The organism is Luteibacter sp. HAY1-4A (assembly GCF_056755355.1).
In genome coordinates this window covers 42,515-60,145 of sequence record NZ_JBNDHZ010000017.1, presented here as the reverse complement: position 1 = coordinate 60,145, position 17,631 = coordinate 42,515, and the positions used below count along the sequence as shown (strand labels likewise).

Sequence of the window (17,631 nt, the reverse complement as noted above, 5' to 3'; positions counted from 1 at the left end):
CGCTTTAATACAGCCACGTGGCGCACGTGTCGCTCGACCGTTCAGCAGCCCGGGGCGGATCCGCCAGGGATATCGCCGCCGGCCGGGGGAGTGCCTTCCCGATCGGAGTTGCGAGGCGAGTTCGATCCCTCCGAGAGCCGGGGAAGGCGGGGAGCCCGTGGCAGGTCAAGCTGGAACGAGCGGCGAGTCCATGACACGCCTTTGAAGGTGCGGCCCATGGCCCGGGGGCTCAGCGATTGCCGGATCTGGGCCTCACGTGCGCCTCGAAGCAGATCGTTGGCCATCATGGGCCGCCCGCTCGTCGTATCCAGGACGAGTGAACCCCTGATTCGCGCTCGCCCCGCATTGACGAGTTCTTCCTGCGTTCTGGATGTAAGTCGGTCGGAGACAGTCGTCATGTGAACGTCCACCCTATAGGCTTCGGCGAAACGCTGTATGGCGTATTTGCAAGACGAACAAGCGGCGGTGCTTACGAAACCGCGCACGCTTCCCCCGCGAGGCAAGGCGTTCGTGACGAGATCCTGTTCTATCGCCCTGATGGCCTTGAACTCGGCGTCGAAAGCACGATTGCGTTCATCGTCGGCAAACGCGTTGAGTATCGAACCTTCGGCAGGAAGGATGCGTGCACGCACGTTTGTCTCATTGAACCCTACGAACAGAGCATTGTCCTCGGCATCGACCGCGACCTCATCTACTAGATCGGGCACGCTCGCCGCAACGTCATCATCATCGATTGACTCATCCACCGAGACCGGTGTCTGCGGTGTACTGGGACGTGTGGGGCCTTCGAAGATCGCTCGAGCGATCGATCCCAGCGGTGGGCCGCCCAAGGCGTGATACACCCTGACCTGCTCGACACCGTTCAGCATGTAGCGATATTCCAGCCGGGCCAGGGGAGCATCGCGCATCGTGGTCTCGAGGGACTCCCATCGAATGGCGCGATAGTTGTCCCGATAACGTGTGTCGATCAGTGTGCGCATTGCGTCGACGTGATACTGGCTTGTCGCTTCGAGTAGCGCGGTGACGTTGCCTTCGTCGAGCGTGACACGGTTGATCGTGACGGTACCGGTGGCGCGCAGCTCCGGAAAGAGCATGGCGAGCATACTTAACGACAGCGCGGTGAAGGGCTTGCTCAAGGATAGGCTCCAGGAATCGTGCACGAGAGGGCGTCGGCGCGTTCCGCGGCGATATCGGCCTCGGTTGCCGTCAGTGTATCCGCGGTGGCCAATTCGTCGGCGACGACGGCTTCCATCACCTCGATGAATGGTGCCAGGTCGATGAGTGCGAGAATGGCGCCGACAAAACCGAATGCTTTTTGCAAGCTGGAATGTTCCACGGACGGTACCCAGGTGGCTTCACGTCGCACTTCGTCGCGATACCACCGATGTACCGCCCGATCGGTCGCCGCCACGAAGCACAAGGGACGGTTGTCGCCGTCCGCACCCGTACCCGCGTCTCGCGCCGGCGCCGAGCCATCTGCGCGACAGGGCGGGGCGGTGAAGTAACCTTGCGCATCGCGATAGGCGGCGGCGACGCGCGCAATGCGGAAAGCGACCGGGAGGTCGCGCGGACCTGATGCGCCGACTTCCCTGTGGATCAGCCGGTGCTGCACGAGCGTGGCGAGGTACTCCAGGTCGTAGTCCGTCACGTCGGCCAGATGCCGTGCAAGCATGAAGCGCTCGAAAACGCCGGCATCCACGCCTACTGCGTTCCAGCGTTCGGGCGGAGTCGCCGTCATCTGTCCGCGCAGGATCTGGACGGCAATGGCATACATTGCCGCCCTGGCCGAATGACGATAGCCGGCCATGTCCAAGGTGTGCCAGAAGATGTCTGCGTCAACGGACGCCTTCGCCGCGTTGGCACCGAGGAAGGCATCGCGGAAGCCCGGGGCCGGCGTGATGTCGATGCCGGGTCGGGCGCGGCCGAGGCCAAGGTCCCTGTATAGCGCGGCCAGGGCATCCTTTTCGCTGACGTCATCGGGCAATTCCGCGAGCACATGGGGCCAGTCGACTTCATTGGTGAAGGCGGGCCGCGCTACTGTCGCTGAATAAGGCGATGCGGGTTCGACAAGCAACCGGTGCATGAACTCTGCATCCGTCGCTGCGAAGGCGCCCCGGGCACCCAACCGGGCCACGCGCTCGCGCTGAAGGCGAGACAGGAGGTCGGTGCTGTCGAGGGATGCCCCTGCGCACATCGGTATCAGAAGGACAGCGAGCGTTGCCAGCGCGCGCCCGCGTTGTCGTGTGGCGGAACACTTCGTCTGGCGCGGATCGTCAAGTGCCATTGCTGCACAGGCCTTCCTGAAGTGCCTCACCTGTTTCCTCACGTTCAATTGCATCGAGTCGACCGGCAATATCCTCCTGTTCAACGTTCGTAGTTTGGGCCTTGCGGCTGAAATGTTGCGTGGCGAACTCCTTGCGCACTCGCTTCAATGCCTTGGACGACTGGTTGCTTTTGGCCAGTACCGGATCGGTCGGCACTATGTCGTCCATCGGCTCGACGAGCGCGAAAATCTTACCGTCGATATCGAACTCGTCCGCGAAGGTGGTGGACGCCAGTTCGCAGGAGTTGCACAGCGCCTTGCTCACGTAACCAACCAGCTTGCCGCCTTTGGTCACTTCGCCCGATGTGATATCCGCTTCGATCTTCCGGAAGACCTTCAGCTCCGCGTCGGCCCGGTGGATGCCGGTCACCTCGCTCGCCTGCACCACCGAACCTTCCTGTGGTAGGTTCGGTGCCCGCACAAGGTCCGGATCATTGGGGTAGTAGACTTCCTCGGCCAGATCGCGGGCGAGGTCTTCGGGAGTTGGCTTGTAGGGGCGGGAGCCGGAATCCGAGCCGGAGGTTTCTCCGGTGGAGACGTCCGGCGTTCCAGCGTTCGCAGCCCTCGAGAAGGTATGTCGGTCATATATGACCTTCATGGCCGGTCCGCTCCGTCCATAGTAGGTACGCGTATATGTCTTGTCGCCCTTCTTGAACGTGTACTCCATGCGCGCGATGGTCGCTCCAGACATGGTTCCCCTGAGCCTGCCGAGGATCTTGCCCTCGGTGGACAGTCCTTCCTTCTTGATCATTTTCAAGTAGGCGTTGGCGAAAGTCTCGGAATGTCCTTGGAGCATGGCGACGATGGCATCGCCGCCCCCAGGAAGGATATCGATATTGCCCGCGTGGACAGTCGCTGTGACTGAGCACAATGCCAGCGTCAGCGTAGCTCGCCGTAGCATCGGAAGTACGAAGTGCATGTTCATCCCTTGATCCTGCAGGTTAGGCTTTCAGCCCGATCGGCGGCGAATTCGGCATCTGCTTCGGCGAGTTCGCCCGACGACGCGAATTCATCGGCTAGCGATGCTTCGATGGGTTCGAGGAAGGCGGCGATATCGGTCAGCGCAAGCACCACGGTTATCAAGGTGAGCAAGCCGCTACTGCTTTCATGTCGATGCTTCGCACGGACCAGGGCTTCGGTTTGGCGGTGCTTTTCACGCCTGTACCACGCGTGGACTCCTCGGTCGGTGGCAGCGATGAAGCAAAGCGGAAAGCTGCTCGGTGTCTTATCGGGATTCCGCGTCGGCTCATTGCCATTGCAGAGGTATGAAATCGCGTAGCCGGCGGCATCTGAGTAGGCGGCGGCGACGCGTGCCACCCGAAAGTGCGCGGGCAGCTGGAGCTTGCCTTTTGCATTGACGCGCAGCTGGTTGTCGGCGATTGCAAGATTCAGGAGATCGTTGAGATACCGGGTTTCGTATTCGGTAACTTTATCCGGGTAGCTCTGCGCGAGGTAGCTCGTCAGCACTTCGGGCTTGATGCCCGCGGCTTCGTAGTCGGCCGGCGCAACCGAATTGACCGCGTCGCGGAGCAATTGCAGGGCGACGGCATAGCCGGCGGCGACGGTCGACCGGCTTCCGTTGAGATCCCAGGCCTTTAAGAAGATGTCGTAGTCGATACCGGCTTTCAGGGCATTGGCTGCGGCTTCCTTGCCTCGATAGCGTTCCGTCGCCAATGTATCGACGGCAACTTCTTCGCCCGGCCTGGCCTTGGTGAGCCCTAGCTGCCACTGCAGGATCTCCAGCGCCGCCTTGCTCTTGTCGGTTGCGTCGATTTGCAAGCCATCGACAAAGTCGGGCCACCATACTTCGTTGAGAATCGACGGCCCGTTGTTGACTCCGCTATACGGCGAGCTGGAGTCTTCCATGAGCATGTCGATGAAGTCGTGCGTACTGTGTGAAAGGGTCTGTGGAACGCCGTGGTTGGCCATCCGATAGCGTACGAGCTCACGATGCACGTCGACGACGTGGGGCTCGGCGAGAAGAGGGGGTGAGACAAGCATGGCCGCAAAGGCCAGCCGGAAAACTGACTTCATGTCGTGGAAGCTCCGTGTTCGCATGCACGCAAGATGCGTGGGCGAATTCTTCCGGAGTCCGGACATTCATTCCATAAGAATGCTCTGACAATCCTGTAAGCAGGGGATGAGTCAGAGTCAGGAATGCCTTACGTTGGCTGCGTCACCCGTTTACCAACGCGTCCGTTCGGGTAACAGCCCAGCCAGTTCCGCCTCGGTCAGGTTACGCCACTGACCTACCTTGAGATGGCCCAGCTTCACGTTGACGATGCGCACGCGCCGCAGCTGCGTAACGCGGTAACCAAAGGCGGCCGCCATGAGGCGGATCTGCCGGTTGAGTCCCTGGGTGAGGATGATGGCGAAGCCGAACTTCGCGATGCGGCGCACCTTGCAGGGCCGCGTCATCTGCCCGTGCACGCGTACGCCGCGCGCCATGCCCGCGAGGAATTCGTCGGTGACCGGTTTGTTGACCGCCACGAGGTATTCCTTCTCGTGGTGGTTTTCCGCGCGGAGGATCTCGTTGACGATGTCGCCGTTGCTCGTCAACAGGATCAGCCCCTCGGAATCCTTGTCGAGGCGTCCGATGGGAAAGATGCGCTGCGGGTGGTCCACGAAGTCGACGATGTTCCCGTCCACGGTGGTGTCCGTGGTGCAGGTGATGCCCACGGGCTTGTTCAGCGCGATGTACACGCCGCGGCTCTTCGCGGGGCTGGCGATCAGCGTGCGCGCGACCACCACTTCGCCATCGACCTTGACGACGTCACCTTCCAGCGCCTTGGCGCCCATGCCGACGACTTCGTCGTTGATGGTGACGCGGCCGGCGACGAGCAGTTCATCGGCCTCACGGCGCGAACAGAGGCCCGCCTCGCTGATGTACTTGTTGACCCGCATGGCCCGGCTACCGGATCAGGAACGCAGGCCGACGCCGCGCGTGAGCAGGCGCAGGGCCACTGCCGCCAGCCCGACCACGAACACCAGCATCACCACGAAGGCGGTGACGATGGGCACGTCGCTTACGCCGAGCACGCCGAAACGGAAGGCGTTCACCATGTAGAGGATGGGATTGGCGAGCGAGATGGTGTGCCAGGGCTCGCCCAGGAGATCCACCGAATAGAACACGCCGCCGAGGTACGTGAGCGGCGTGAGCACGAAGGTGGGCACCAGGGCGATGTCGTCGAACTTCTTGGCGAACACCGCATTGACGAAGCCGGCCAGAGAGAAGACCGACGCGCCGAGCACCACCGAAAGGAAGGTGATGAGCGGATGCGCCACGTGCAGATCGGTGAAGAACAGGGCGATGACGAGTACCAGCGCGCCCACGATCACACCGCGCATGACGGCGCCGGTCACATAGCCGAGCAGGATCACCCAGTTCGGCATGGGCGAAACCAGCATTTCCTCGACGAAGCGGCCGAATTTCGCACCGAAGAACGATGAGGAGATATTGCCGTAGCTGTTCGTGATGATGCTCATCATGACCAGGCCCGGCACGATGTACTGCATGTAGGTGAAGCCATGCATCGTGCCGATGCGGCTGCCGATGAGCTTGCCGAAGATGACGAAGTACAGCGTCATCGTGATGGCCGGCGGGATCAGCGTCTGCGTCCAGATGCGCAGGATGCGCATGATTTCGCGACGGACGATGGTGCCGAGGGCGACGAGGTTGGTGGCGCTGCTCATGCCGCGTTCTCCCGGCCGTGCTCGACCAGCCGGACGAACAGTTCCTCGAGCCGGTTCGCCTTGTTGCGCATGGAAGTGACGGTGACGCCGTGCGACGAGAGTGCCGCGAACAGGGAATTGAGGTCGTGGGCCCGGGACATTTCGGCCTCGATGGTGTGGTCGTCGAGCTTGCGCAGGGTGACGCCCGGCAGGGAGGGCAGGGTATCCGGCACGTTCGACACGTCGAGCACGAAGGTCTCGACGTCGAGCGTGGCGAGGAGGCTGCGCATCGTGGTGTTCTTGACGATGCGGCCCTGGTCGATGATGGCGATGTTGCGGCAGAGCTGCTCGGCTTCCTCGAGGTAATGCGTGGTGAGGATCACCGTGGTGCCGGCGGCATTGATGCCGCTGACGAACTGCCACATGGAACGGCGGATCTCGATGTCGACACCCGCGGTGGGCTCGTCGAGGATCAGCAGCTTTGGCTCGTTCATCATGGCGCGTGCGATCATCAGGCGCCGCTTCATGCCTCCGGAGAGCATGCGCGCCTGATGGTGCGCCTTGTCCCACAGGCGCAGTTCCTTCAGGTACTTCTCGGCGCGCTCCGAGGCTTCCGCGCGACCGATGCCGTAGAAACCGGCCTGGTTCACGCAGATGTCGAAAGGTTTCTCGAACTGGTTGAAGTTGATCTCCTGGGGAACCAGGCCGATCAGGCGCATCGCCTCGCTGCGGTGCTTGTGGATGGACACCCCGAAGACCTCGGCGTCGCCCGAGGAGGCGTTCACGAGGGAGGACAGGATGCCGATGAGGGTGGACTTGCCGGCGCCATTGGGGCCGAGCAGGGCGAAGAAGTCCCCCGGCTGGACGGTGAGGGAGACACCCTTCAGGGCCTCCACGCCGTTTCCGTAGGTCTTCCGTAAATCGTTGACGTGCAAAGCGGGAGTGGTCATGGGCTGCGCCGAAATGACAAGCCGCCTATTATACCGGGCTTTGCCGAGTCGCTTTGTTCCCCGGCGTCAACAGAGACTTTCCATGGCCGAACAGTTCCAGCTCCGCCTCGTCGACAGCTTCATGCTGGCACCGACGGTGCGCCACCTCTCCTTCGAGCGGGCTGACGGCCAGCCGCTGGCCTTCGTCCCTGGCCAGTTCCTCCAGGTGCATTTCCATTACGACGACGGCAAGCCGACCAAGCGCAGCTATTCGGTGGGCACGGTGGGCGACGGAAGCGGTCCGGTGCAGCGGATCGAGATCGCCGTGAGCTACGTGGATGGCGGCGCGGCGACGGCCCTCCTGGGTGGGCTCGAGCAGGGCGGCACGGTCGACGCGAGCGGGCCCTACGGGCGGTTCTGTCTCATGGACGGTGATACGAACAGCCGTTACATCCTCATCGCCACCGGTACGGGCGTCACGCCGTACCGGGCCATGCTCCCGCAGATGGAGGCGCTCATGGCGTCGCGTGGCTGCCGCTTCGTGCTCCTGTATGGCGCACGGAACGAAGGCGAGCTGTTGTATGGGGAGGAATTCGAGGCCTTCGCGCACAAGCACGAGGGGTTCACCTTCCACGCCTGCCTCTCCCGCGGTGCACGCCCCAATCCTCGTCCGCACGACCGCCTGGGCTACGTGCAGGAGATGCTCGCCGAACTGGAGCCGAGCGCCGAGGGCGACATTGCCTACCTCTGCGGCAATCCGAACATGGTCGACGCCGCGTTCTCGGCACTGAAGGACTTCGGTCTGCCGGTACAGCACATCCGCCGCGAGAAATACATTTCCTCCCGTTGACAGACCGCCTGTGGGAGCCGCTTCAGCGGCGGCAGGTGCTTGCCCCTTGCCGCGGGATCGCCGCTGAAGCGGCTCCCACAGGGCTATAATCCGGCCCCATGCACGCTCAAGCCGTCCCGTTACACCTCTCTCCCGAGATGCGGCGTTACGCGGCGCTCGACCAGCGTCTCCTGGCCGCGGCCGGGGCCATTCGCATCCTGCCCACCGTGTCGTGGCCGGCTTCCGTGGAAGAGCGGTTGATCGAGGAATTCAGCGCCGGTCGCGTGTCGATCCCCGACATCCGTTACCGCCCGCCGATGCTCGACCAGACACGGGCCGAGCTGGAGGCCATCGAGGCGGAGGCCGACGAGGACCATCCCATCGCGGAATACCTCCGGCGCACGGCCGAGTCCTGGCGCATCGCCGCAGACATGCTGCACGCAGCCGGCACCGAACGCGTGACGGAAACCTCGGTGCTGCTTTACGGCAAACCGGGGGACGCCATCCCCGGCAGCAACCGCAGCAACCTCGACGCGGCACGCTACTTCGTCGACCTCGCCGACGAGCTGGGCGCGGACCTGGAAACGGAGGATGCCACCGGCAACATTCCCGCTGAGGAACTCCGCCGCGACATGAGCGAGCGGCTGGATGCATTCTTCGCGCCGGGCACCATCTCCGTCCAGGTCGATCCCGAACTGACCGCCAAGGCGGCCGCCGGCGCCACCCGCATCCGCCTGCGCGGCGGTGTGCGCTTCACCGAATACGACCGCCACCAACTCCTGGCCCACGAAGCGTTTGTGCACTCGCTCACGGCGTTGAACGGCCGCGAGCAGCCGGTATTGGCCTCGCTGGCGCGCACGTCACCTCGGGTCACGGCGACACAGGAAGGCCTGGCCGTCTTCGCCGAACTGATGTCCGGTGCCATCGACATTTCCCGGCTGAAGCGCATCAGCCTGCGCATCCTCGCGATCGACATGGCGCTCAACGGCGCCGACTTCGTGGACGTGTTCCGCTATTTCCGCGACTGCGGACAGAACGTGGCCGACAGTTTCCATTCCGCCCAGCGCGTGTTCCGCGGCGTGCCGCTCACAGGGGGCTCGGCTTTCGCGAAGGACAACGTGTACCTCAGCGGTCTGCTGGCGGTGCACACGTTCTTTCGCTGGGCGCTGCGCCAGCGCCGCCTCGACCTGCTGCGCAACCTGTTCGCGGGAAAGCTGGCCCTGCACGACGTGATGAGCCTCGAACCGCACTTCGAAAGCGGCGATATCGCCCTGCCGCGCTACCTCCCGCCGTGGATGCAGCACGTGCACGGACTGGCCGGGAAGCTGGCCTTCTCCCTATTCGTGAACCACATCCACATGGCGGGTGTGGAAGCCGAGGAAATCTCGCTCGGTCTCTGATCGCGCCTGGGGTTCCACGCCGGCCCGTACGCCCACGCATGGGGCGCATCGCAGGTATGCATCGCGCTGATAGGTCGGCATCCGTATTACTGCATGTCGTATTGCCACACAGTACCGGCGGCGGCCAGTTCGCCTGCCGGTGCTACCATGCCGGCTTGCATCGCACGCCCCGGAGGGGCGGCATGCACCCCTTCCGACCCGTTACGTCCCACAGGATCCCATGGCCATTTCCGAGGAACTGAGGCAAGCCGCTCTCGAATACCACCGCCTTCCGCGTCCGGGCAAGATCAAGGTCACGCCCACGACGTCGCTGCTCACGCAGCGCGACCTGTCGTTGGCTTACTCGCCCGGTGTCGCCGCGGCGTGCGATGCGATCGTGGCGGACCCGAAGCAGGCGGCCGAGCTGACCGCGCGATCGAACCTGGTGGCGGTGATCTCGAACGGCACGGCCGTGCTGGGCCTGGGCAACATCGGCGCGCTGGCGGGCAAGCCGGTGATGGAGGGCAAGGGCGTCCTCTTCCAGAAGTTCGCCGGCATCGACGTCTTCGACATCGAGATCGACGAGACCGATCCCGACAAGCTGGTCGACATCATCGCCAGCCTCGAGCCCACGTTCGGCGGCATCAACCTCGAAGACATCAAGGCACCCGAGTGCTTCGTGGTCGAGCGCAAGTTGCGCGAGCGGATGAAGATCCCCGTGTTCCACGACGACCAGCACGGCACCGCGATCATCGTCGGCGCAGCGGTGCTCAACGCACTGCTGGTCACGGGCAAGAAGATCGAGGACGTGAAGCTGGCCACCACCGGCATGGGCGCGGCGGGTATCTCGTGCGTGGACATGCTGGTGACGCTGGGCATGCGCAAGGAAAACATCCTCGCGTTCGACCGCGACGGCGTGCTGCATACCGGCCGCACCGACCTCGATCCCGACAAGCAGCGCTATGCGCGCGATACCGACAAGCGCACCCTGGCGGAGATCGTCGAGGGTGCGGACATCTTCCTGGGTCTGTCGGCCGGCGGCATCCTGAAGCCGGAGATGGTCGCGACGATGGCGGATCGTCCCATCATCTTCGCGCTGGCCAACCCGAACCCCGAGATCCTTCCCGAAGACGCGAAGGCGGTACGTCCGGATTGCATCATGGCGACGGGCCGTTCGGATTATCCGAACCAGGTGAACAACGCGCTGTGCTTCCCGTACCTGTTCCGCGGTGCGCTGGACGTCGGTGCCACGGTGATCAACGAAACGATGAAGGTGGCTTGCGTGCAGGCCATCGCCGAGCTTGCGCGCCGCGAATCGTCCGACGTCAGCGCGCGGGCCTATGGCACGAAGCCGCCGAGCTTCGGTGCCGACTACCTCATCCCCCAGCCGTTCGATCCGCGCTTACTCATCCAGCTTCCGCCGGCGATCGCCCAGGCGGCCATGGATTCGGGGGTGGCCGAGCGCCCGATCACCGATTTCCCCGCGTACATCGAGAAGCTGACCAGCTTCGTCTTCCGCACCGGCCTGCTGATGAAGCCGGTGTTCGATCGCGCGAAAGCCGACCCGAAGCGGGTGGTGTACGCCGAAGGCGAGGAAGAGACCGTCCTGCGCGCCGTGCAGACCGTGGTCGATGAAGGGCTGGCGCGGCCGATCCTCGTCGGGCGGCCGGACGTCATCGAGAAGCGCATCGCGCGGGCGGGCCTGCGGCTGAAGCCCGGCGTGGACTTCGAGATGTGCAACATCCATTCCGATCCGCGCTTCGAGGCGTATTGGAAGCTCTACCACTCCATCATGGAGCGTCGTGGCGTCACCCCAGCCTCGGCGAAGGCGGTGGTGCGTTCGCGTCCCTCGGTGATCGCGGCGCTGATGGTGGAGCGCGGCGAGGCCGACGCGATGATCTGCGGCCTGGTGGGCACGTACCAGAGCAAGCTCGGCTATATCCGCGACATCATCGGGCTCGACGAAGGCGTCACCGAGGCCTCCGCCATGGCCGCCGTGGCCACCGAGAAAGGCACGTTCTTCTTCCTCGACACCTATGTGCAGGAAGACCCCACCGCGGCGGAAATCGCCGAGGCGACGTTGCAGGCCTCCCTCCGCCTGAAGCTGTTCGGCATCCAGCCAAAGATCGCGCTGCTGTCGAACTCCAATTTCGGCAGCCGCGAGACGCGCAACGCCAAGAAGATGCGCGAGGCCCTGAACCTGATCCGGGAGCGGGCGCCGCGCCTGGAGGTGGAGGGCGAGATGCAGGCCGACGTGGCGCTCACCCCGGAACTGCGCGAGCGGATCTTCCCGAACTCGCGGCTGGAGGGTAAGGCCAACGTATTCGTGTTCCCGAACCTGGACGCCGCGAATACCACCTACAACATGATCCGCGTGCTCTGCGACGGCGTGGTGATCGGGCCGATCCTGATGGGCGTGGCCAAGCCGGCCCACATCCTGACCCCTCAGGCCACCGTGCGCCGCGTGGTGAACATGACCTCCGTGGCCTGCGTCGAGGCGCAGATCCGGGCCGGGAAGCCGCGTAACGTCGTAACCGATTGATTTACCTGCGCCAACTGTAGGAGCCGCTATAGCGGCGAGAAGCCAACGCAGCGATGAGGCGTCGCGGCGGATTCCGCTCGCCGCTATAGCGGCTCCTACAGGAAAGCCCGATTTCACACGATCCAATCCCGCCTGGGGAACCTTGCGCTATCATTAAAAGGTTTTCCCGCCACCCCAGCGGCCTCTCTTAGTCCCCATGAGCGCGCGTCACGCGCGAGCGGAGCATCCATGGACCAGATCGACGACATCCTGAACCAGGACCTCGACCCTACCGAAACCCGTGAATGGGTCGAGTCGCTCAACGCCGTCATCAATCACGACGGTACCGAGCGCGCGCATTTCCTGCTCGAGCGCATGGTGGATTCCACGCGTCGCTCGGGCGGCTACCTGCCGTTCGACCCGACCACGGAATACGTGAACACCATTCCGCCGCACATGGAAGCGCGCAGCCCGGGCGATGCCGCGATCGAATGGCGTATCCGCTCGCTGATTCGCTGGAACGCCCTGGCCACCGTCGTGCGCGCCAACCGCAAGCCCGGCGACCTCGGCGGCCACATCTCCAGCTTCGCCTCGTCGGCCACGCTGTACGACGTAGGCTTCAACCATTTCTGGCGCGCGCCCAGCGCCGACCATCCGGGCGACCTGGTATTCCACCAGGGCCATTCGGCGCCCGGCGTGTATGCGCGCTCCTTCCTGGAAGGTCGCCTGAGCGAAGACCAGATGGACCTCTTCCGCATGGAAGTGGCGGGCAAGGGGCGTGGCCTCTCGTCTTATCCGCACCCCTACCTGATGCCGGACTACTGGCAGGTGCCGACCGTCTCCATGGGTCTCGGCCCGATCCAGGCGATCTACCAGGCGCAGTTCTGGAAGTACCTCGAGCACCGCGGCCTGATGCCGAAGACCGATCGCAAGATCTGGTGCTTCATGGGCGACGGCGAGTCGGACGAGCCGGAATCGCTGGGCGCCATTTCGCTGGCGGGCCGCGAAGGCCTCGACAACCTCATCTTCGTCATCAACTGCAACCTGCAGCGCCTCGACGGTCCGGTGCGCGGCAACGGCAAGATCATCCAGGAACTGGAAGGCGTGTTCCGCGGTGCCGGCTGGAACGCGATCAAGCTCGTCTGGGGCAGCTACTGGGATCCGCTTCTCGCGCGCGACACCACCGGCAAGCTGCGCCAGCTGATGATGGAAACCGTGGACGGCGAATACCAGGCATGCAAGGCCTTCGGCGGCGCGTACACGCGCGAGAAGTTCTTCGGCAAGTATCCTGAAACGGCCGCACTGGTCGCCAACATGTCCGACGACGACATCTGGCGCCTCAACCGCGGCGGCCACGACCCGCACAAGGTTTACGCCGCCTACCACGCGGCCGTGAACACCAAGGGCATGCCCACGGTGATCCTCGCCAAGACGGTGAAGGGCTACGGCATGGGCGCCGCGGGCGAATCGCAGAACCCCGCGCACAACCAGAAGAAGATGGACGCCGATGCGGTGCGCGCCTTCCGCGACCGCTTCAACATCCCGGTGCCCGACGACAAGCTGGACGAAGTGCCGTACTACCACCCGGGCAAGGACTCGGAAGAAGTGCAGTACATGCTCGAGCGCCGTCGCGCGCTCGGCGGCTCGCTTCCGCAGCGCCGCCGCAAGGCCGACCAGTCGTTCAAGGCGCCGCCGCTGGAAGCCTTCGAGCAGATCACCAAGGGCACGGGCGATCGCGAGATCTCCACCACCATGGCGCTGGTGCGTGGCATGAACCTGATGCTGCGCGACAAGGAACTCGGTCCGCGCCTGGTGCCCATCGTGGCCGACGAGGCGCGCACCTTCGGTATGGAAGGCATGTTCCGGCAGATCGGCATCTACGCGCCGTTCGGCCAGAAGTATCGTCCGCAGGACGCCGACCAGCTGCTGTACTACCGCGAAGACCAGAAGGGCCAGGTGCTGCAGGAAGGCATCAGCGAAGCCGGCGGCATGAGCGCGTGGATCGCGGCAGGCACCAGCTACAGCATCAGCAACGTGCCGATGCTGCCGTTCTTCATCTACTACTCGATGTTCGGCTTCCAGCGCATCGGCGACCTCTGCTGGGCGGCGGGCGACATGCGTGCGCGCGGCTTCCTCATCGGTGGTACGTCGGGCCGCACCACGCTGAACGGCGAAGGCTTGCAGCACGAAGACGGCCATTCGCACCTGCTGTCCGGCGCGATCCCGAACGTCGTCTCCTACGACCCCACGTTCTCCTACGAACTGGCGGTCATCCTGCAGGACGGCACACGTCGCATGATGCAGGAGCAGGAAGACGTCTACTACTACATCACGGTGATGAACGAGAACTATGCCCACCCGGACCTGCCGAAGGGCAGCGAAGAGGGCATCGTCAAGGGCATGTACCTGTTCAAGGACGGCGGCAAGGCCAAGAAGAACGAGCCGCGCGTGCAGCTCATGGGTTCGGGCACCATCCTGCGCGAAGTCATCGCTGCCGCCGAACTTCTCGAGAAGGATTTCGGCGTCACCTCCGACATCTGGTCGGTGCCGAGCTTCACGGAAGTGCGCCGCGAAGGCTTCGATGCGGAGCGCTGGAACCGCCTGCATCCGGAAGCGCCGCAGCGCGTGCCGTACGTCACCGGGCTCCTGGCGGATCGTCAGGGTCCGGCCATTGCCGCCACGGACTACGTGCGTGAGTTCGCGGACCAGATCCGCGCCTTCATGCCGGATGGCATGCGCTACACGGTGCTGGGCACGGACGGCTTCGGCCGCAGTGATACCCGCGCCAACCTGCGCAGCCACTTCGAAGTGGACCGCTATTGGATCGCCCATGCCGCGCTGGCCGCGCTCGCGAAGGACGGCAAGGTCAATGCCAAGGACGTCAGCCGGGCTATCAAGGAATACAAGCTGGACATGGATAAGCCGAACCCGATGACGGTCTGACCGCAGCGGCATGTAGTATCGCGAAGGCCGGGTATCCGGCCTTCGTCGTTTCCGCATCACGCATCGTCGATGGGCCGGGTGCTATTCCTCCGTATACCACCGATTCCGGACTCCGCCATGCGCCTGATCGCCATCGCCTGCACCGTCGTTGCCCTGGCCGCCTGTGCCACCACGCCGCCCGATCACGGTTCGCGCTCGCGGTTGCTCTACATCGCCGGCAGCAAGGTGCCGTGCAGCAACGGCGTGATGCAGACCGATTGCCTCCAGTACCGCGAGCAGCCCACGGACCCGTGGCAGCCCACGTATGTGCCGGTGGAGGGTTTCGACTGGAAGGCCGGTAACGAATACCTGTTGAAGATCACCGAGGTACACGGCGCGGGCGACACGCCGCAGGATGCGTCGCGCGTGCGCTGGCACGTGGACAAGGTGGTCGAGCAGCATCCGGTGCAGTAGGCAAAAAAAAGGCCGGGATCGCTCCCGGCCCCTACTGCCCTGCGCAGGCAGACAGGTCAATCGTCGTCGCGCAGCGCGTGGCGAATCAGCAGGAAGGTGCCGATGGCAGCCGCGGCGATGCCGATGGTGACGCCCGGATGCCGCTGCACGCGGCGGCGCAGCTTCCGGTACTGATAGGTGGCCTCGTCGGCGAGGTCTTCGGCAAGGTAGCGGATGCGCTGGTCGTTGGCGTTGCGGCCCAGTTTTCCAGTGATGCGGCGGCTGCGGTCGAGAAGGTCGCTACCCACTCCCGCGGCTTCGTCGGCATAGTGACGGACGCGGCCGGAGACCCCGTTGACGGCGCTCTCGACCTGGCGCGCGAACTCGCGGTTTCTGCTCATCGGATGACTCCCTCACGTGTTTGCTACAGGCTGCAAACTTTGCAGTCCATGCCGTGAGGGGGGCGTAAACAGGTCTGGCCCAGTTGAGGCCCGATTCAGCGTGAGGCCTTGGGCACCAGGTCGTAATCGCCGCCGCGTTCCAGTGCGGCGCGGTAGGCGGGCCGCGCATGGATGCGTTCGAGGAACGCGTGCAGGCCGGGCCGCGACGTGTCCAGGGCGGCGCGGCTCGCCGCCGCTTCGAGCGGAAAACTCATCTGGACGTCCGCCGCCGTGAACTCGGCGCCCGCGAACCAGCCCGTCTTGCCGATTTCGCCTTCGAGATAATCGAGGTGGAGCTTCAGTTGGGGATCGACGAACGTCTTCTGTGCCCCGCGCGCGAGCATCCGGGCGATCGGCTTGGCGAAGAAGGGCACGGGCGCGGATTCCATGCGCAGGAAGACCAGCTTGAGCAGCAGGGGCGGCATGGCGGAGCCTTCCGCGTAGTGCATGAAGTACCGGTAGCGCAGCGCTTCGGAGGTGCCGGCAAGGGGCACGAAGCGTCCGTTGCCGTACCGGTCGAGGAGGTATTCGAGGATGGCCGCGGACTCGGCGAGTACATGCTCGCCGTCGACCAGCACGGGCGATTTACCCAGCGGATGGACGTCGCGCAGGCTCTTGGGCGCCAGCATCGTCTTCGGATCGCGCTGGTAGCGCACGATCTCATAGGGGAGGCCCAGCTCCTCCAGCATCCAGAGCACGCGTTGCGAACGGGAGTTGTTCAGGTGATGGACAACAATCATGGAACGGCTCGCGCTGGTGGAGCGGCGAAGGGTAGCAGTTCCCCGGCCCGCGAAAGGCCGGGGAGCCGCCCGTCAGCCCGCGGTGAGCGATTCCTGGAGCTTCTTAGTCTGCTCCGGGAAGGCCTTGCCTTCCGCCGCGACGGTTTCCGCTACGCGCTTGCGCGCTTCGTCGTCGCGATGCAGAGCGCGAAGCGCCTTCACCTGGAACAGAGTGACCGTGATGCGGTTCGCCCCGTACGCCTTCTTCGCGGCGGTATCGAGATACGGCAGCCCTTCCGCCGGCTTGCCGTTCTCGACGAGCCGACGGCCGTACCGATAGTTGTAAACGTAGTCTTCGGGATAGGCGGCGATCAGCTGCTTCTCCAGCGTGTCGAGTTCTTCTCCCGCCTTCGCGCGCACGAGGTAGACACGAAGGTTGTCCGCGAGGTTGCGGTCGCTGCGCAGGTTGCCGTGCAACTTGTCGCGGCTGAGGTCGATGGCCTTGCGCAGTACTGCCTGCTCGCCCTCGTGGTCGTCCAGCGCGGCAGCCAGGTCGGCCGCCGTGAGCACCGCGCTGCGCTGGTCGGCGCAGGCAGGCGATGGGGTGAACACCTGCGAAGCGAGGTACTGCTGGTACGGTGCCTTCTGTGGCGCGAGCAGCCGGCGGCGTTCGTCGGGTTGCCGCGATGCGCTGGCCTCGATCAGGTCGTCGAGCACATAGGGCCGTTCGCAACCGATCTTGCCGTCGAGTACGCGAGTCGCCGCATCGACGATGCCGGCGTCGTCCTTCTTGTCCTTCGCCTGCAACAACAGGAGCCGTTGCTTCGCGAGCGCGACGCGCTTGTCCTTGTCCGAGACGTTCCTGACCATCGGCGGCAGGGAATCGAACCACGCCATGCCCTCGCTGCCCTGGTAGCGCAACTGGTAGGTGTCGAGCACATCGGCAACGGCCGCCATGGAGCCCTTGGCGGCATCGGCTTTCTGCTTCGACAGCCGCGCATCGCCGGACAGGATGCCCGCTACCTCACTGTAGAACGTGGCGCGAGGCCGTTCCGCGAGGATGCGGCCGAGCTCTTCGCCATCGGGACCGACGAGCACATAGGTCGGCAGGAAATGCACGTTCCATTTCTGCATCCATGCCTTGTCGGCGGGCTTGTCGGCGTCGGCTTCGTAGAAAACGACCTTGGCGTTGAGGTCGTTCCATTCCTTGCCGTTGAGCACATGGCTGGCCATGAAGTAGCACGAGTAACACCAGACCGCCTGGAAGTCGACCAGCACAGGCTTCTGCTCGCGCTTACCTTGGGCCAGTGCCGCGTCGAGGCTGGCGGGACCCGGGTGCGCGGCCTGGGCCGTGGCAACGAAGGCGAAAAGCAGGGTGGCGAGCAGTCGCTTCATGGTGGCTTCTTCCCCTTTGGAGGTATAGACGTCCACCTAATAACACGCT

Annotated in this window: 15 protein-coding genes; 5 read left to right on the top strand and 10 right to left on the bottom strand. The window is 64.3% G+C overall.

The window, feature by feature from the left end; genetic code table 11:
• Positions 1 to 41 precede the first annotated feature (41 nt).
• From ACPYOD_RS07815 to ACPYOD_RS07785, 7 genes are all read right to left on the bottom strand, one after another.
• A complete protein-coding gene (locus tag ACPYOD_RS07815) occupies positions 42 to 1,136 on the bottom strand; it encodes a hypothetical protein (protein ID WP_481301173.1) in 1,095 nt (364 codons plus the stop codon).
• Entirely contained in the window at positions 1,133 to 2,353 is a 1,221-nt protein-coding gene (locus tag ACPYOD_RS07810) for a hypothetical protein (RefSeq protein ID WP_481301172.1), read from the bottom strand. Before ACPYOD_RS07810 ends, ACPYOD_RS07815 begins: the two co-directional genes overlap by 4 nt.
• A complete protein-coding gene (locus ACPYOD_RS07805; protein WP_481301171.1) occupies positions 2,274 to 3,248 on the bottom strand; it encodes a hypothetical protein in 975 nt (324 codons plus the stop codon). The genes ACPYOD_RS07810 and ACPYOD_RS07805 overlap by 80 nt, the downstream gene beginning before the upstream one ends.
• Positions 3,245 to 4,357: a hypothetical protein gene (locus tag ACPYOD_RS07800; protein ID WP_481301170.1), complete on the bottom strand. Its 1,113-nt coding sequence runs from the start codon at positions 4,355 to 4,357 to the stop codon at positions 3,245 to 3,247. The genes ACPYOD_RS07805 and ACPYOD_RS07800 overlap by 4 nt, the downstream gene beginning before the upstream one ends.
• A gap of 150 nt (positions 4,358 to 4,507) precedes the next feature.
• Positions 4,508 to 5,227, bottom strand: coding sequence for a pseudouridine synthase (locus ACPYOD_RS07795; protein ID WP_481301169.1), 720 nt, complete (start codon positions 5,225 to 5,227; stop codon positions 4,508 to 4,510).
• Positions 5,228 to 5,242: 15 nt separating this feature from the next.
• Positions 5,243 to 6,016 (bottom strand): ABC transporter permease, encoded by a 774-nt coding sequence (locus ACPYOD_RS07790; protein WP_481301168.1) that lies wholly within the window; start codon positions 6,014 to 6,016, stop codon positions 5,243 to 5,245.
• Positions 6,013 to 6,945, bottom strand: a complete 933-nt coding sequence (locus tag ACPYOD_RS07785; RefSeq protein ID WP_481301167.1) for an ABC transporter ATP-binding protein — start codon at positions 6,943 to 6,945, stop codon at positions 6,013 to 6,015. Before ACPYOD_RS07785 ends, ACPYOD_RS07790 begins: the two co-directional genes overlap by 4 nt.
• 82 nt (positions 6,946 to 7,027) lie before the next feature.
• Between ACPYOD_RS07785 and ACPYOD_RS07780 the strand changes: the two genes are divergently transcribed.
• The 5 genes from ACPYOD_RS07780 (at position 7,028) to ACPYOD_RS07760 (ending at position 15,049) form a co-directional block, all read left to right on the top strand.
• Positions 7,028 to 7,774: an FAD-binding oxidoreductase gene (locus ACPYOD_RS07780; protein ID WP_481301166.1), complete on the top strand. Its 747-nt coding sequence runs from the start codon at positions 7,028 to 7,030 to the stop codon at positions 7,772 to 7,774.
• A gap of 98 nt (positions 7,775 to 7,872) precedes the next feature.
• Positions 7,873 to 9,153 (top strand): peptidase MATCAP family protein, encoded by a 1,281-nt coding sequence (locus tag ACPYOD_RS07775; RefSeq protein ID WP_481301165.1) that lies wholly within the window; start codon positions 7,873 to 7,875, stop codon positions 9,151 to 9,153.
• 220 nt (positions 9,154 to 9,373) lie between these two features.
• Positions 9,374 to 11,674, top strand: coding sequence for an NADP-dependent malic enzyme (locus tag ACPYOD_RS07770; RefSeq protein WP_481301164.1), 2,301 nt, complete (start codon positions 9,374 to 9,376; stop codon positions 11,672 to 11,674).
• A 228-nt stretch (positions 11,675 to 11,902) separates the two neighbouring features.
• Positions 11,903 to 14,596, top strand: coding sequence for a pyruvate dehydrogenase (acetyl-transferring), homodimeric type (gene aceE, locus ACPYOD_RS07765; protein ID WP_481301163.1), 2,694 nt, complete (start codon positions 11,903 to 11,905; stop codon positions 14,594 to 14,596).
• Between the two features lie 117 nt (positions 14,597 to 14,713).
• Complete coding sequence (locus tag ACPYOD_RS07760; RefSeq protein ID WP_481301162.1) at positions 14,714 to 15,049, top strand: DUF4377 domain-containing protein; 336 nt, start codon at positions 14,714 to 14,716, stop codon at positions 15,047 to 15,049.
• Between the two features lie 56 nt (positions 15,050 to 15,105).
• Here the strand turns inward: ACPYOD_RS07760 and ACPYOD_RS07755 are convergent, their stop codons facing one another.
• The 3 genes from ACPYOD_RS07755 to ACPYOD_RS07745 all read right to left on the bottom strand — a co-directional run bounded on the left by ACPYOD_RS07755 (position 15,106) and on the right by ACPYOD_RS07745 (position 17,582).
• Positions 15,106 to 15,429 (bottom strand): hypothetical protein, encoded by a 324-nt coding sequence (locus ACPYOD_RS07755; protein WP_481301161.1) that lies wholly within the window; start codon positions 15,427 to 15,429, stop codon positions 15,106 to 15,108.
• 95 nt (positions 15,430 to 15,524) lie between these two features.
• On the bottom strand, positions 15,525 to 16,208 hold the full coding sequence (locus tag ACPYOD_RS07750; RefSeq protein WP_481301160.1) for a glutathione S-transferase: 684 nt from the start codon (positions 16,206 to 16,208) through the stop codon (positions 15,525 to 15,527).
• Positions 16,209 to 16,280: 72 nt separating this feature from the next.
• A complete protein-coding gene (locus ACPYOD_RS07745; RefSeq protein ID WP_481301159.1) occupies positions 16,281 to 17,582 on the bottom strand; it encodes a thioredoxin family protein in 1,302 nt (433 codons plus the stop codon).
• Between the last annotated feature and the right edge of the window lie 49 nt (positions 17,583 to 17,631).

Excerpts from the sequence above, each read along its gene's own strand:
- ACPYOD_RS07805 (WP_481301171.1), bottom strand. The coding sequence starts at position 3,248 with ATGAACATGCACTTCGTACTTCCGATGCTACGGCGAGCTACGCTGACG.
- ACPYOD_RS07800 (WP_481301170.1), bottom strand. The coding sequence starts at position 4,357 with ATGAAGTCAGTTTTCCGGCTGGCCTTTGCGGCCATGCTTGTCTCACCC.
- ACPYOD_RS07795 (WP_481301169.1), bottom strand. The coding sequence starts at position 5,227 with ATGCGGGTCAACAAGTACATCAGCGAGGCGGGCCTCTGTTCGCGCCGT.
- ACPYOD_RS07790 (WP_481301168.1), bottom strand. The coding sequence starts at position 6,016 with ATGAGCAGCGCCACCAACCTCGTCGCCCTCGGCACCATCGTCCGTCGC.
- ACPYOD_RS07785 (WP_481301167.1), bottom strand. The coding sequence starts at position 6,945 with ATGACCACTCCCGCTTTGCACGTCAACGATTTACGGAAGACCTACGGA.
- ACPYOD_RS07780 (WP_481301166.1), top strand. The coding sequence starts at position 7,028 with ATGGCCGAACAGTTCCAGCTCCGCCTCGTCGACAGCTTCATGCTGGCA.
- ACPYOD_RS07775 (WP_481301165.1), top strand. The coding sequence starts at position 7,873 with ATGCACGCTCAAGCCGTCCCGTTACACCTCTCTCCCGAGATGCGGCGT.
- ACPYOD_RS07770 (WP_481301164.1), top strand. The coding sequence starts at position 9,374 with ATGGCCATTTCCGAGGAACTGAGGCAAGCCGCTCTCGAATACCACCGC.
- aceE (WP_481301163.1), top strand. The coding sequence starts at position 11,903 with ATGGACCAGATCGACGACATCCTGAACCAGGACCTCGACCCTACCGAA.
- ACPYOD_RS07760 (WP_481301162.1), top strand. The coding sequence starts at position 14,714 with ATGCGCCTGATCGCCATCGCCTGCACCGTCGTTGCCCTGGCCGCCTGT.
- ACPYOD_RS07755 (WP_481301161.1), bottom strand. The coding sequence starts at position 15,429 with ATGAGCAGAAACCGCGAGTTCGCGCGCCAGGTCGAGAGCGCCGTCAAC.
- ACPYOD_RS07750 (WP_481301160.1), bottom strand. The coding sequence starts at position 16,208 with ATGATTGTTGTCCATCACCTGAACAACTCCCGTTCGCAACGCGTGCTC.
- ACPYOD_RS07745 (WP_481301159.1), bottom strand. The coding sequence starts at position 17,582 with ATGAAGCGACTGCTCGCCACCCTGCTTTTCGCCTTCGTTGCCACGGCC.